Origin of the sequence: Ureibacillus chungkukjangi, from assembly GCF_003217295.1 — a bacterium.
GTDB classification, from domain to species: domain Bacteria; phylum Bacillota; class Bacilli; order Bacillales_A; family Planococcaceae; genus Ureibacillus; species Ureibacillus chungkukjangi.
Genome location: NZ_QJTJ01000010.1, coordinates 90,914 through 105,399 on the forward strand (window position 1 = coordinate 90,914; position 14,486 = coordinate 105,399).

The 14,486-nt window shown below is 36.9% G+C and carries 14 protein-coding genes; 9 read left to right on the top strand and 5 right to left on the bottom strand.

Annotated features, from left to right (window positions below; genetic code table 11):
• Positions 1–63 precede the first annotated feature (63 nt).
• The 5 genes from BJ095_RS09560 to BJ095_RS09580 all read left to right on the top strand — a co-directional run bounded on the left by BJ095_RS09560 (position 64) and on the right by BJ095_RS09580 (position 6,127).
• Entirely contained in the window at positions 64–1,071 is a 1,008-nt protein-coding gene (locus tag BJ095_RS09560; RefSeq protein WP_107935139.1) for a FecCD family ABC transporter permease, read from the top strand.
• 28 nt (positions 1,072–1,099) lie between these two features.
• On the top strand, positions 1,100–2,095 hold the full coding sequence (locus tag BJ095_RS09565) for a FecCD family ABC transporter permease (protein WP_107935214.1): 996 nt from the start codon (positions 1,100–1,102) through the stop codon (positions 2,093–2,095).
• Positions 2,096–2,105: 10 nt separating this feature from the next.
• Entirely contained in the window at positions 2,106–2,921 is an 816-nt protein-coding gene (locus tag BJ095_RS09570) for an ABC transporter ATP-binding protein (protein WP_107935138.1), read from the top strand.
• Positions 2,922–3,674, top strand: coding sequence for an alpha/beta hydrolase (locus tag BJ095_RS09575; RefSeq protein ID WP_107935137.1), 753 nt, complete (start codon positions 2,922–2,924; stop codon positions 3,672–3,674).
• A gap of 212 nt (positions 3,675–3,886) precedes the next feature.
• Positions 3,887–6,127, top strand: coding sequence for an EAL domain-containing protein (locus BJ095_RS09580; protein ID WP_146223210.1), 2,241 nt, complete (start codon positions 3,887–3,889; stop codon positions 6,125–6,127).
• 53 nt (positions 6,128–6,180) lie between these two features.
• Here the strand turns inward: BJ095_RS09580 and BJ095_RS09585 are convergent, their stop codons facing one another.
• Together BJ095_RS09585 and BJ095_RS09590 are read right to left on the bottom strand one after the other, a co-directional pair.
• Positions 6,181–6,591 (bottom strand): YugN family protein, encoded by a 411-nt coding sequence (locus tag BJ095_RS09585; RefSeq protein WP_107935135.1) that lies wholly within the window; start codon positions 6,589–6,591, stop codon positions 6,181–6,183.
• 88 nt (positions 6,592–6,679) lie between these two features.
• Positions 6,680–7,480, bottom strand: a complete 801-nt coding sequence (locus BJ095_RS09590; protein WP_107935134.1) for a serine/threonine protein kinase — start codon at positions 7,478–7,480, stop codon at positions 6,680–6,682.
• A gap of 396 nt (positions 7,481–7,876) precedes the next feature.
• On the opposite strand from BJ095_RS09590, the gene BJ095_RS09600 reads away from it, so the two are divergent.
• Both BJ095_RS09600 and BJ095_RS09605 read left to right on the top strand, forming a co-directional pair.
• Entirely contained in the window at positions 7,877–8,299 is a 423-nt protein-coding gene (locus BJ095_RS09600; RefSeq protein WP_181418017.1) for a MarR family winged helix-turn-helix transcriptional regulator, read from the top strand.
• Between the two features lie 72 nt (positions 8,300–8,371).
• Positions 8,372–9,514, top strand: coding sequence for an MFS transporter (locus BJ095_RS09605; protein WP_181418021.1), 1,143 nt, complete (start codon positions 8,372–8,374; stop codon positions 9,512–9,514).
• 53 nt (positions 9,515–9,567) lie between these two features.
• On the opposite strand, the gene BJ095_RS09610 is transcribed toward BJ095_RS09605, so the two are convergent.
• The 3 genes from BJ095_RS09610 to BJ095_RS09620 form a co-directional block, all read right to left on the bottom strand.
• Positions 9,568–11,220 (bottom strand): sodium:solute symporter family protein, encoded by a 1,653-nt coding sequence (locus BJ095_RS09610; protein ID WP_107935131.1) that lies wholly within the window; start codon positions 11,218–11,220, stop codon positions 9,568–9,570.
• Between the two features lie 31 nt (positions 11,221–11,251).
• Positions 11,252–11,554, bottom strand: a complete 303-nt coding sequence (locus BJ095_RS09615) for a DUF4212 domain-containing protein (RefSeq protein ID WP_107935130.1) — start codon at positions 11,552–11,554, stop codon at positions 11,252–11,254.
• A 708-nt stretch (positions 11,555–12,262) separates the two neighbouring features.
• Entirely contained in the window at positions 12,263–12,883 is a 621-nt protein-coding gene (locus BJ095_RS09620; protein ID WP_107935129.1) for a hypothetical protein, read from the bottom strand.
• Positions 12,884–13,271: 388 nt separating this feature from the next.
• Between BJ095_RS09620 and BJ095_RS19025 the strand changes: the two genes are divergently transcribed.
• Entirely contained in the window at positions 13,272–13,721 is a 450-nt protein-coding gene (locus BJ095_RS19025; protein ID WP_181418018.1) for a hypothetical protein, read from the top strand.
• Between the two features lie 159 nt (positions 13,722–13,880).
• On the top strand, positions 13,881–14,369 hold the full coding sequence (locus BJ095_RS09630; protein ID WP_181418019.1) for a DinB family protein: 489 nt from the start codon (positions 13,881–13,883) through the stop codon (positions 14,367–14,369).
• Positions 14,370–14,486: the final 117 nt, after the last annotated feature.

A 14,486-nucleotide genomic window follows, 5' to 3' on the forward strand; every position in this document is an offset into this window, starting at 1 on the left:
ATTGGTAGCTAGAAAAAATAAACTACCTAGCTACCAGTTTTAAAATCAGAAAAGGTGGGTATTTTGAAAAGTAGTTTTCATCGACCATTCGCTATTTTAATAAGTTCACCGTTCTTTATTTGTGCTATCGCTTTAATCTCAATCTTATATGGAACAAAAGATATTAGTACGTTTACTGTGTGGAATTCAATTTTTCATTTTGATGTTAATAATATAGATCATCAAATTATTCGGACTAGCCGAATACCTCGGGCTCTAGCCGTTATTTTAGTAGGTGCATTTCTTGCTGTAGCTGGGGCGGTCATGCAGGGGATTACACGTAATTATTTAGCCTCTCCCTCCTTAATGGGCGTAAATGATGGCTCTGCTTTTGTTATTACATTGGCTATAGTATTCATCCCGGGACTGACAAACTACCAAATGATTTTACTGTCAATGCTAGGGTCGTGTATTGGTGCAGCACTGGTTTTTGGATTCGGTTCAATAATCAGGAATGGGCTGTCTCCAGTGAGATTAGCTATTATCGGGACGGTTATTGGTACATTCCTTAGCAGCGTCGCTACGGCTGTGGCAATGTACTTTGAGGTATCACAAACCGTAAGTAGCTGGTATAACACGAAAGTGCAGATGGTGGATCTAGAAATGCTATTACTCGCTATCCCATTTGGTTTCCTGGGAATTATTATTGCGATTGCTTCTGCTCGAGCGATTACAATTTCATCATTGGGTGAGGATATTGCTGTTGGGCTAGGACAAAAAACAAAGGCGATGCGCTTAATTAGTATGCTTGCAGTCGTCTGCTTAACAGGAACGGCAGTTGCTCTTGTAGGGAAAATTGCTTTTGTCGGTCTAGTGATTCCTCATATTACTAGATTTATAGTGGGGGAGGATTATCGATACATCATTCCCTGTTCAGCAGTACTAGGTGCATTTTTCTTGGCTCTTTGTGATGTGGTGAGCCGATATATTAACTTTCCATATGAAACTCCCATCGGCGTCGTTACAGCATTGATAGGGGTACCATTCTTCTTATATTTAATTAGAAGGTTTGGGGGTGAAAATCGTGGTTAAAAAACCAACCCAAAACTTTCCTTTTATAATGATTACTTTGCTTTTTCTAATAATAGGTGCGAGCTATTTACATATAACAAATGGTGTTTTTAATATGTCTATCCTAGAGGTTTTGAAAACGCTATTCAGAATAGACCCCAATCGAGATTTCGACCTAGTAATCTTTGAATTTCGTTTACCACGTATTATTATTGCTGGATTAGTTGGTATTGGATTAGGGATGGCAGGGGTTATCCTGCAAGGAATTACAAGAAATGGGCTGGCTGATCCTGGCATACTCGGTATTAATGCAGGAGCTGGTGCAGCAATCGTTATTTTTATGTACTACTTTCAGGTACAGATAGTTAGTGCAGATATTAGTAGCTGGCTTTCCATCCTAATGATGCCGATTTTTGGATTCATAGGAGGGACGATTGCTGCTGCACTCATTTTCATGTTTGCCATAAAAAATAGTTTTCTAGATATGCAGCGATTAATTCTTACCGGGATAGCTATTAATAGTGGCTTTGGTGCACTTTCTATGTACTTATCCTTGAAAATGAATGAAAAGGATTATGAATCTGCTGCTGTTTGGCTGGCTGGCTCGATTTATAATGCCAACTGGATTTTTATTCTTTCGATGCTGCCCTGGATAATTCTTTTAGGATTTTATTTATATAAAAAAGCTTATTTACTGGATTATTTCCAGTTAGAAGAAAGTAGTATTACTAGCCTGGGAATCGCTGTTGAAAAAGAGAAAATCAAATTGCTACTTGCAAGTGTAGCCTTAGTAAGTGCCTGTGTATCGGTTTCAGGAAGTATTGGTTTTATTGGCTTAATGGCACCACATATCGCAAAACAACTAGTTGGTATTCGACATCAATATGTGCTACCTGTTAGCGCTCTTATAGGTGCCTCACTTTTAATAATTGCTGATTTTATAGGGAAAACGGTTTTTGCACCGACTGAGCTGGCTGTTGGTATTATCGTTTCCATTATCGGCATCCCGTACTTTTTATATTTGCTAGTAAAGGCAAAGGAGTAGGAGGAAAAGCATGAATCCAGCATTTCGAATTGAAAACCTGTCCTCGGGATATCAAGACAATTTAATATTAAATGGCCTAAATATAGTCATACCTGAAGGGCAGATTACAACAATTATAGGTCCAAATGGCTGTGGGAAATCTACACTGCTAAAAACACTTGGACGTATTTTGAAAAAGGATTATGGTGAGGTCTATTTGCAGGAGAAGAATATGGAGGGTCTATCAACCAAGGAAATTGCAAAACAATTGGCCATATTATCTCAATCTCCAACAGCACCTGCCCAGTTAAAGGTTGAGGAGCTAATTTCTTATGGAAGATACCCTCACCGAAAAAATGTAAATCGGCTTACAAATAAGGATGTTGAAGTGATTGAATGGGCTATGGAGGTAACTAACACGTTAGACTATCGGAATAAGGAATTAGCTCAGCTTTCCGGCGGACAAAGACAACGCGTCTGGCTTGCAATGGCTTTAGCTCAGGAAACTAGAATTCTACTATTAGATGAGCCTACAACTTACTTAGACATGGCCCATCAGCTCGAGGTTTTAATGATTGTTAAGGAGCTGAATGAGAGACATGGCTGTACGGTTGTCATGGTATTGCATGATATCAACCATGCAGCCCGTTTTTCCGATGGTTTGATTGCTATGAGAGAAGGGCAAATCATTAAGTGTGGAACTCCACAGCAAATTATTAATGCAGAAGTATTACAAGAGGTATTTCAAATCAACGCAAAGATTTTACATGATGAGGAGACAAATGCTCCGATCTGCTTTAGCTACGATGTGCAAAAGCAAAAGGCACCAAAATTGCAGGAGGTTTAAATGAGTAATTTTACAATAGATTCGAAAAACACAAACTATCAATATGATATTTCGGTATATGTTCCAAATATGGAAACACCAAAAGAAGGGTTCCCAATCATTTATGTGCTTGATGGGCGAAGCTACTTTGATTTTGCTAAACAAACGATTAATTTACAAGTTAGAAACTCTCCAAAAACAAAAATAGAGGGAGCCATTGTTGTAGGAATTGGTCATCAGGAAAATGGAGAAAGTCTTAGAAGGTTTCTTGACTTTACAGCACCAGCAAGTGACTACCATTTCCCAGAGCATACAAAAGGTAAATGGGTCGAGATAAATGAATTGGGCGGGGCAGAAAATTTCAGCCGCTTCATCGAGGAAGAGCTGAAGCCTGTAATTGAAGCCCGCTATCCTATCAATAAAAATAAGCAAACCTTATATGGTCATTCCTTGTCGGGATATTTTGTGCTTTGGAGCTACTTAACTAAGAATAAGTGCTTTCAAGCTTACCTGGCAGTAAGTCCATCTCTTTGGTGGAATGACGAAGAATTATTCCAATATCTTGAAAATGAAGATGTTAAGGAGAATTGTTCAGTATTTATCATTGCTGGGGAGCAGGAAGGCTTTATGGTAACAGATGCAATACGGTTTTATGATAAGCTCCCAACCTGTGAAACAAAGCAATTGTATATAGCACCCGAGGAAAATCATGCATCGGTCGTTCCTACTACAATGAGTAGAGCCTTCCGCTTTTTGACTGAAATAAATAAGTGAAAGTAAACAAAAGCAACCAACATAAAGTTTGGTTGTTTTTTTTATGTACAAGCTCTTAGAGAGGGGTGAGCTATATTTTCAAACAATAACATAGGTAGAAATTACCTATACTTTAACGGTGACTTTTATACTAAAATGGTAATAGCTAAACATTTCCAATTTATTGATAAATGTAGGAGGAAGTGGGAATTTTAAGGTATAAGGAACCGAAATTGAATATTTTAAAACGCCTTTTTAATAATGAAGAAAATACTGAAATAGCCGAACTAAACAAAATAGCTAATACGATTAATTTCGACTCTATACAACTAGATGAAAAGGGTATAGAAAGTGAGATTAATAGTTTCCAATATATATTCGACCATTTAACAACAGGAATATGGATGCGTGAGGAGCCTCATGGTGATTTACTCTATGCTTCAAAAGGGTTTGAGGAGATTCTAAATCTGCCTTTAAAAACAATTTACGAAACGCCCTCCTTAAGATATCGAATGGTCCACCCAATGCATAAAAAAGAAGTGGCTACTAATTTTGAGCTCGTTGCCAAAGGGAAAACGGTGCAAATGCTGTATCCGATTACAGATGGAAAAGAGCAGAAAAAGTGGCTTCTAGAACAAATTGTCCCTAGAGTAAATGAAAACGGTATTGTCAGTCAGGTTTTTGGCATGATTACAGATGTGACACATGAAGTAGATATCGAAGAAAAACTTAATTTTCTAGCAAACTATGACTCATTGACAAAGCTGCCAAATCAAAAAAGTTTATTTGAAAAGCTTGACCAAGACTGTAGGGAAGGGGCAGATTTTGCGTTACTTTATTTTGATATCGACCGATTCCATGTTATTAACAATTCGTTAGGCTATCAAATTGGCGATGAGGCATTAAAAAAGATTGCGCTCCGTTTATCTGACCTAACGCCGGAAGAAGGCTATCTTGCACGTTTAAACAGCAATGATTTTATAATGATTGTTAAGAAATATCGGGATGAAAAAGAAATTTATCAATTAGCAGAAAAAATTCTGGGTACTTTTGAAAAATCCATTACAATCCAGGATTATGTTTTGCATATTACAACGAGTATCGGTATTACCTTCTTCCCTGAGGAGGGCGAGAGGAGGTTAACCTTACTAGAAAACGCACACACTGCTTTATATCAAGCAAAACGGCAGGGGAAAAATACCTATCATTTGTTTTCTCACTCGAGAGATATCCCGTCCTATAAAAAGTATGTTCTTGACCGAGATATGCGACTAGCTTTATTGAATGATGAGTTTACTTTATATTTTCAGCCTCAGGTTGAGCCGAGTAAAGGGTTTGTTGTAGGGGCAGAGGTGCTTATTCGTTGGCAGCACCCTGAGTGGGGAGATATATCCCCAGGAGAATTCATCCCATTAGCGGAAGAAAATCATATGGTAAATCAAATCATCGATTGGGAAATTGAAAAGGTGTGTGCCATCCTTCATGAATGGAAGAGGAAGGGCTACCGTCTCTATCCGATTTCCATCAATGTATCACCAATTCGATTTATGAAAAAGGGATTAGTCGAATTTGTAAAGGCACAATTAGAAAAGTATGATGTAAAGCCACAATACTTAGAATTAGAGATTACCGAAAGCTCTCTTTTAAAAACCGATCAAACAGTTTTAACCATCCTAAAGGAATTAAAGGCATTAGGAGTAAAAGTAGCGGTTGATGATTTTGGAACCGGTTATTCCTCTCTGGACTATTTAAGGAAGATAAAGCCCGATACCATTAAAATCGACAAAACCTTTATAAATAATATTAAGAGCGAAAGTGAAGTCGATAAAGGGGTAATTGCTTCAATTTTATTTTTAGGTAAAAGACTCGAGATGAAAGTGGTTGCAGAAGGGGTTGAAGATAAGGAACAGCTGGATTTTTTAAAGCACAACGAGTGCGATATGATACAGGGCTTCCTGTTTTCAGAGCCTGTACCCCAAGAAAAGTTCGAAAAAATTATTCAGGTAGGATATTTAAAGGCAGTACAAAGAACGAAAAAGAAAAGCAGCTTGCGAGAAAATCGTAAATTTTATCGATTTGAATTGCCTTTATATATCCATGGTAAAATGACCATTGCTGAAGTAAATGATCAGGTGGTTCAGGTAGGCTCAACACCGGTATTAATTGAAAATTTAAGCTTGGGTGGCATTAAGGTTCTATCGAATTTAAAGCTACCCGTGAACTCTAATATGAAATTTAAATTTGAGTTTAAAGTGCTTAACGAGGTGATTGAGGTTTTTGGGAAATTAAGGTGGATTGAAGATGAGCTTCAGGACGTGTACTCCTATGGGGTAATATTCAACTTAAATCGAAGCTTAGAGGATAACCTATCTAGGCTCATAAATCGAATGACTACATTAAGAATTACGAACCAACCGATTCCAAATACAGAATTTATTTATGACCAAGTTGCTCAATTTTTCAATAAATCGTAAAAGAAGCAATGTAGAACCAAATTCCAAAGGTTCTACATTGCTTCTCGTTCTATTTAGTTAATATATTGGAGCACCTTTCCTACGACCTGCTCACCAGCATGAACCCATTTGTGTTTATTTTCAATTTTGCCATCTTTATCTACGGGAGTTTGGAACTGACTAAACCCTGTAGCATCTAAGAGAGAGCTTTCATCATAATCTAATCCGTAATTTACAATATGTTTAATGACAAAGGGGGTTTTAAATTGAATATAAGCGTTATCAGAATCAAGGACACCACTAATAACAACAAAAGGTAACCTTAAATAGATTGTTTCTCCATCCTGTTTAGACAAGATAGCATCGAAAAAGCCTCGATCGTAATCCCAGTAACCGCCCAGGCAAAAACCGTAATTCTTTAACTTATTACGCAAATAACCAAATTGTGCTTGTTTCCCATCAAGTTCGGATTCAAATTGTAACATTGGTGTCTTATTCCTCCATCTAGATTTGTTATAAGCATGGACAAGAATTATGTTACTGATACCTTATCTTGTAAATAAACAACATAAACTAGTATATATTGGTGTTTTCAATATGTTCTCTTAAAGGTAGACTTTGTAATGCATCTGCAGCACTAGAAAATGCAGGTCGAATTATTAGAAGTCGCTCTATATATTCAATAACCTCTTGTGGTAACAGTAATTCCTCCTGCCAACTTCGTTCTTTCTTCTTGGTAGGTGTGTAGGTGGAATAGAGTAAAAAAAGCAGGAAATGCCCAATGTAATATAGATCACTAATATGATTTTCTGCTCGCTTCGGATTATTTATCTTATCTAATTGAAGTTCAGGTTTCATATATGCAGCTAATCCAAAATCGATAATATGAAGAGTATTATCCTTTAGTAAAATATTTGGAATGCGTAAATCTCGATGAACAATGCCTTTTTTATGAAACTCTATCAAAATTTGAAGCAATTCCTTAGTAATTTGCATGGATTGCTTGAGCGAGAAAATTTGCCCATCCTGAAAAATAGACTGTTCAAAGGTCTTTCCCTCAATATAATCCATTATATAAAATGGGATTCCACTAATTTCCCCTTTTGAAACCAGCTTTGGTACATTTGGAAGTTCTATTTCGTTAAGAATTGAAATTTCTTGATCGAATTTTTGGCGTATTTTTTTCTTATGACGATGCTTTGTTTTCAAGCGTTTTAACACATATTTTTTATGAGTATTCATATCCTCAAGTAAATAGGCAACCCCATAAGCCCCAACACCAATTTCTTCGATAAAGTTATAAATGGTTTTAGCTGTTACATAATCTTTTACGAGGTGATTGTATTTTTTTTCGGAAAAATATCGAAGCATCATTAGCTACTGAAAAAGCTGCGTGAACTTCTTGAACCGAAAAAGCCGGAGCTACGTTTGTAGCCTTTTTTATAATGCTTGTGACCGTAGTAATTGTGTTTTCTAGAATAATGTTTTCTGCTACTTGAGGAGTGACGGCGCTTCCCATGTCCTCCACCTAATATTCCCTTTAAAATCTTATCTAACATACAATCTTTCCTTTCTTAAAGTTCATTTATTTAAATGATCTTGTTTTATTTTTGGTGATAATTATTATACGAAAAAAAGTGAATTAAGTTTCATCTCCTTAAGATGACTTTTTGCTAGAAGTTTATGTATTAAATATATGGACAGGCCTTCTTGTGAGGTGTAAAGTATAATAGTTAGTTAGGCTAACTATCTAAATTCGGAGGGATGAAAATGAGTGGTTTAGAGCCAACACTTTTTGACAGCTATCGAGAGCTTTATCGTCCATATGTAAATGCAGTAAACCTTCGATTAGCAAAATATAATTTATATACGACTCAGTGGAGTGTTTTAAGGTTAGTCAATGATTTGAATTCATGTACTTCGGCAGAAATCGCAAAAGAGATGCGAGTTGAAAAACCGAGTATTACACCAACGATAAAAAAGCTAATTGAACTCGGGTTTGTCGAAGTAACTCAAGGTGAGGACAAAAGAGAAAAGTACGTACGCCTTTCGCAAAAAGGAAAAGAAGTTTATATATCGATTCAACAGGAGTTAGCTACATTTTTAAATGGGCTTACCGAAGGCATTAACGAGGAAGATTTGAAAACTACTCGCGATGTCTTAAATCAAATATTAGAAAATCTATTGAGATAGGATAGGGGAGTAAAGAACGTGATTGAAAAGACCGTGATTGAAAAAGAACGATTATGGACCAGAAATTTCATCATGATTTCATTGACTAATTTTCTGGTCACTTTAATATTTTATTTACTAATTGTAGTTATTGCAGGATATGCGGTTGATGAATTTGATGCATCAACAAGTACTGCTGGACTAGTTTCGAGTATCTTTATTGTTGGTTCATTAGTAGGTCGATTAATAACAGGCAGAGTTATTACCTCTATCGGAAGTAAAAGAACCTTTCAAATCGGGCTAATTGCATTCCTTATTACAACATTTGCTTATTTTATCGCTGTGAATTTGCCAGTATTAATATTAATTCGTTTATTGCACGGTGTAGCTGTAGGGATTATTGGAACGACAACAGGGACACTGATCGCACAAATTATTCCGCCATCAAGACGTGGCGAGGGTATTGGTTATTTTAGTATGAGTGCAGTGCTGGCAACAGCAATTGGTCCGTTTATTGGTATACTCCTTACACAAAATACAGAAAGTTTTACTTCTATATTTATTTTTAATGCTATTTTAGTAGTTGTTTGTGTATTAATGTATTTCACTGTGAATTTGAATAATATTAAAGCACCAATTATACAGAAGGAAGCAACAAGTGAAAAAGGGTTTAAGCTTAGCAACTATATTGAGCCAAAAGCATTGCCTATATCAATAATTGTGTTATTTATTGGCTTTGCTTACTCTGGTGTGATGTCGTTTCTATCATTCTACTCAGAGAGTATTGATTTAGTAAAAGCGGGTAGCTACTTTTTCCTTGTCTACGCGATTACTATTCTATGTACTCGACCAATCACTGGCCCTTTAATGGATCGAAAAGGAGCAAATATAGTAGTCTATCCGGCGTTAGGTATTTTTGCAGTCGGCATGCTGTTATTTAGTCAAGCCACAAATTCGTTTCTCTTTTTAGTCGCAGCAGGGTTAATCGGAATTGGGTATGGCAATATGAACTCCATTGCCCAAGCCTTGGCCGTTAAGTCAACTGAACCTCATCGATATGGTCTTGCCACTTCAACCTACTTTATATTACTCGATATCGGATTAGGGGTAGGTCCATTTGTATTAGGACTGATTGAACCTCACACAACCTACCGCATACTTTTTTTAGCAATGGTTCCAGTAATCCTAATTGCTCTTGTTTTATACTATTTCTTAGTTCATAAAAAAAATCATTAAAGTACCAGGTACCCAAACAATTCAGAATTGTTTGGGTACCTGGTACGTTTTTTTTAATCTTCCATATAGACTTCGCCGTCTTTGTAAGTCATTTGTTCTGGGTAGCGAAGGTTGATAACGGCATCTTGGATTTCTTGTGAAGGTGGTTTAGTTGAAAGGGATACAATGATGTTTGTGGCAAATGCAGCAATCGCACCGAACACACCAGCACCTGTATCGATAATGCCCAAGATTGTAAAGCCACCATATTTTGCAGCAAAGATATAAGCCAAGGTTACACCTAAACCAACAAGCAACCCAGAGATTAAGCCTTTTGAGTTGGAACGCTTCCACCAAACACCGAGGACTAGGGCAGGGAAGAATGTACCCGTTGCAATTGCAAAGGCCCACGCTACAATTTGCGTAATAGCTCCAGGAGGATTTAATGCTACTAAACCAGCTAAAAGTGTAGCCACTACAATTGTGATACGCCCAACATTTAATCGTTGTTTGTCTGTAGCAGTTGGCTTAATGATGCGATAGTAAATGTCGTGAGCAAAGGCAGAAGAAATCGCGATTAATAATCCACCTGCAGTTGAAAGGGCTGCAGCCATAGCACCGGCAGCGACTAAACCGATAACAAAAATACCTAAATTCGCAATTTCAGGAGTTGCCATTACAACAATATCGTTCGCAATGATTAATTCATTCCATTGCAGAATCCCATCAGCACTTGAATCAGCTACCTTTAATAGCCCAGTATCTACCCAAGTTTTCGTCCAGGCAGGGAGTTCTGCAATTTTACTTCCAGCTACCTGAGTCATTAAGATGAAACGAGAGAATGCTGCATAAGCTGGAGCAGAGAAGTATAATAACCCGATGAATAATAATGCCCAAGCACCTGACCAACGAGCAGCTTTCATTGTAGAAACGGTATAAAAACGAGCAATTACGTGAGGAAGACCGGCAGTACCAGCCATTAAAGTAAACATAAGTGCAAGGAATTGCCATTTACTTCCTTTTTCAAACGGAGCAAAGTATTCAGATAGTCCAAGCTCCCGATCAAGTTCTCCTAACTTACTAACAACCTCTCCATAAGATAACCAAGGAAGAGGGTTACCTGTAATTTGCAGTGACATGAAAATTACAGGAACAAGATAAGCGATAATTAATACAAGATATTGTGCAACCTGTGTCCATGTAATCCCTTTCATTCCGCCGAATGCCGCATAAATTGCAATAATAACGACACCAATCATTGTTCCTAGTCTCGCATCAATTTCAAAAAGACGACCAATTACCACTCCAGAACCTGACAACTGACCAATGGAATAAGTGAAACTAATAATCATCGTACAAATCGCTGCAATAATGAGTGCAGCTTTACTCTTATAACGGTCGCCGATAAATTCAGGAACAGTATAGCTACCAGATTTTCTAAGCTGTGGTGCAAGCAAGAACGTTAACAGTAGATAACCACCAGTCCAGCCCATAATATAAGCTAACCCGTCATAGCCTAGCATCATGATTGTTCCGGCCATACCGATGAACGAAGCTGCACTCATCCAGTCCGCACCAATTGCCATCCCATTAAATAATGGTGGTACGCCTCGACCGGCTACATAAAACTCAGATGTTCCTTTTGCCCTGTTTAAAACGGCAATTCCAATATATAAAGCGAAAGTCGCTAAAATCATCGCCAATGAAACAATAAATTGTGTATCCAAAAACCATCCCCCTTTATTGTGCTGTTAGTTTTTAATGATTGGAAGTCGTTCCTCGACCAATCAATTCATTTTTGTTATGGTCAATCCCATATTTTTTGTCGATTTTATCCCCTACAATTGCATTAACAAATAGTAATATAATAAAGACCGCTAAAGCTCCTTGTGCTCCCATAAAATAATGTAATGGGAACCCATTAAAATAAACATCACTTAAAGGTTCAGCGATAAGCACGACACCATAAGAAACAATAGCCCAAATTATAAAGTAGATAACCATATAGGTATTTTTCTCACGGAAGTACGCGTCAGCCTTGCTTTTCTCAATTTTTCTCACTAGATCACCCCTGTTTTTCAATTTCCTAAAACGTTTTTGTAAGGATGTTTTATGAAACACCAAACTTAAGTTTCCCACTTCCTTTTTGTTAGAATTCTATTTTTACTTTGTCTGCTATTCTCGATAGACAAAGAAAAAATGAAAATTGATATTGATAATTAAGAGCTAGGTTTTAGTCGTTAGGGAAATGTAGAATTGTTCATAAGAAGAATAGGTAGTGTCGTAATTACTGTAGACTAAAGATAAATTTAATAGTATCGATAAATGGAACTGGTACAAGTATGATTTCCACGATGATGAATAGCACAATTGCTACGAAAGGCACTACAAGAATTCCAAAGCGTTTTTTTCTTAATGCGACGACTAGACAGATTGCGGTTAGTATCAGAAAAATGTATAAAATGGACCATGACCTCCTTCATCTACGACAGCAGATTCACTATGTTAAAAGGTATGAGGAGAAATGTAACAATATTATTGATTTTTAAAGAAAAAAATGTTTATAACAGTGAAATTTAGTATGTTTCATCCATCTTTCGAATTAAATAATTTTAAACCCGAAATAGTTTAACCGAACTATTATTTAAAATATTATGGGGATAAAGGATAATTGAAATTGTGGGGGAGCAAGAAATGTAGATGATGATCATAGAAACCCACAAAAACAAAAATAAAATTGGCCCAGATAAGGATTAGGCCAATCTTTTCTTACAATATATATTTACAAAAATATTCTGCCATCTCTTGATAGGTCAAGTTTAATTTACGCATTAAGCCTAAGCAGTTGGATAATACGATGTCGGCTCCTTCAGATTGTTCAAATTCAACACCGTAATCTGTTTGAAGATAGTTGGCGAAATCCCACTTCTCGGGTGAGTTTTGCTTCGCACCGTTATAATAATTATCCATTTCACTATATAAATCCTCAAAAAATTGTTCAAATAACTCACTTCGTTCTTTTAGATATCGGTAAGTACTACTATTAGTTGGCACTGTCGAAGCATAAACATCATTTGTAACAATTTGAATTATATCTTCCTCATTAATGTATTCGCTTGCGGTTTCCTCGATCATCCAAATCGCTGATTGAAATAAAGGATGGGATTCTAGCGTTTGCACATTGTCTAGCTTTTTTCGATGAAACTTTTTTAAAATAATGCCTTCGTCTGAAACATAAAGAACTTCATATTGGAATGTGGTATCTACTTCCCAGGTGTTGTCTTCCTCTAAAATGGCATAGCTTTCCCCATAAAGTACTTCTGTTTGCAGGTGAATTGGTTCAAATTCGTAATACGTTGACCCCTCAACCGCATAACCAGAATACTTCATATAAACATCTTGAACGTCTTTTTTGCCCGGGTTCACAAGACATAAACTGTATTTTTCCTTTGGAATAACAAATTGAAGAATAGCATTCAGCTCCTTCTAGGTTGTTAGGCCAGTTTTCTGGCTGTATAAGAAAAAGCGATTCGTTAAAACATATTCTCAAAATTAAATATTATTCATCATTATTGGTTTTTCTTATAGATTCTTAAAATTTATGGTGAAGAATTAATAAAATTATTATGGTTTTTCAAGTATCTAGGAGGAGACTTAGCAGAAATACTTTTTAATCTTTTTTTCATAGAAACTTTTATAGTAGGGATGGACAACCTATACGGGCTCTTTTTTTCTACATAAATTGATATTAGATTAGATAGAAAGGAGGAGTAGTATATTGAACCCTTTTGATTTTGATAATTCACGTGGTAGAGGGCCAGGAGGTGATGGACAAAGATTCGGCTTTCCAGGAGGACTTCCAGGGCTTCCAGGAATCCCAGGACTTCCAGGATTCCCTGGCGGTGCTCCAGGAGGATTCCCCGGAGCTCCAGGCTTTCCAGGAGGTGGCCCAGGCCAACTTCAAGCACCAACGACACCGCCGCCAAGCTTTACACCACAAATGACGTCAATTCAACAACAAGAATTCACTCGCAGTGGCGGAATAGGTAATATTAGAAGATGCTTTTTCAGAAACACATTTATATGGCTGAGAAATGGTAATAGTTTCTGGTTCTTCCCAATGCTTGCCTTTGGAAATCAAATTATCGGTTTCCGTTGGAGAGGAACTAGAGGTTGGGTTTATGATGTCATCAACCGGAATAGTATCTGGTTCTTCCAATGCTACTAATAAATTAGCATACCCATCCACATCCCTATAGCTCGTGAATATACCCCTAATTTAAAGTGAGATACCGGTTTGTATCTCACTTTTTTAATTTTTGGGGGAAGTTCTAAGTTGATGTGAGAGGGAATATGAAATACTAATGACTTTTTTGGGGGAATGGTAATGGAAAATCTACATAAAGTTCGAGCAGAGATTCTAGAAAGTGTTAGTGATTTAACAGATGACCAATTAAATCAAGTGATAGAAGAAGGGTCTTGGAGTATCGCACAAGTTTTAGAGCATTTATATTTAATGGAAGAAAATGCAGTACGTTTAATCAGCCATTCGCTTACATTGGATGAATTCGAGGCGCCTGGCACATTCCCTCTTCATGTAGTTGCAGATCGTACTAAGAAGATTAATGCTCCAGAGTTTTTAATGCCAGCTAATAACTTTCAAACCTTAGATGAGTTAAAGCAGAAATTGGCTACTTCAAGGGCTTCGTTAGAAAAAATTTCACAGGAAACAAGTGAGGAAGATTTAAATCAAAAAACATTTGCCCATCGTCGCTTTGGTGTCTTAACCTTAAATCAATGGATTTCATTAGTAGGCTATCATGAGCAGCGTCATGTTGGTCAAATAGAAGACGTAAAAAAAGCATTAATTAAATAAATCTAAAAGCCACTAGTAATAATAAAGTGTACCCTTTGTAAAGGACATTTTGAAAAAGAGCCTAGGCAACTTGTTGAAGCTGCTGTCTGTATTTTGCAGGCGGCAGCTTTTTTAAAT

What these genes read in the sequence shown, in the direction of transcription:
- BJ095_RS09605 (WP_181418021.1), top strand. Translation starts at nt 8,372, where the DNA reads ATGATTTCATTGACTAATTTTCTGGTCACTTTAATATTTTATTTACTA.
- BJ095_RS09630 (WP_181418019.1), top strand. Translation starts at nt 13,881, where the DNA reads ATGGAAAATCTACATAAAGTTCGAGCAGAGATTCTAGAAAGTGTTAGT.
- BJ095_RS09620 (WP_107935129.1), bottom strand. Translation starts at nt 12,883, where the DNA reads ATGAAGTATTCTGGTTATGCGGTTGAGGGGTCAACGTATTACGAATTT.
- BJ095_RS09585 (WP_107935135.1), bottom strand. Translation starts at nt 6,591, where the DNA reads ATGTTACAATTTGAATCCGAACTTGATGGGAAACAAGCACAATTTGGT.
- BJ095_RS09575 (WP_107935137.1), top strand. Translation starts at nt 2,922, where the DNA reads ATGAGTAATTTTACAATAGATTCGAAAAACACAAACTATCAATATGAT.
- BJ095_RS09590 (WP_107935134.1), bottom strand. Translation starts at nt 7,480, where the DNA reads ATGATGCTTCGATATTTTTCCGAAAAAAAATACAATCACCTCGTAAAA.
- BJ095_RS09565 (WP_107935214.1), top strand. Translation starts at nt 1,100, where the DNA reads ATGATTACTTTGCTTTTTCTAATAATAGGTGCGAGCTATTTACATATA.
- BJ095_RS09600 (WP_181418017.1), top strand. Translation starts at nt 7,877, where the DNA reads ATGAGTGGTTTAGAGCCAACACTTTTTGACAGCTATCGAGAGCTTTAT.
- BJ095_RS09570 (WP_107935138.1), top strand. Translation starts at nt 2,106, where the DNA reads ATGAATCCAGCATTTCGAATTGAAAACCTGTCCTCGGGATATCAAGAC.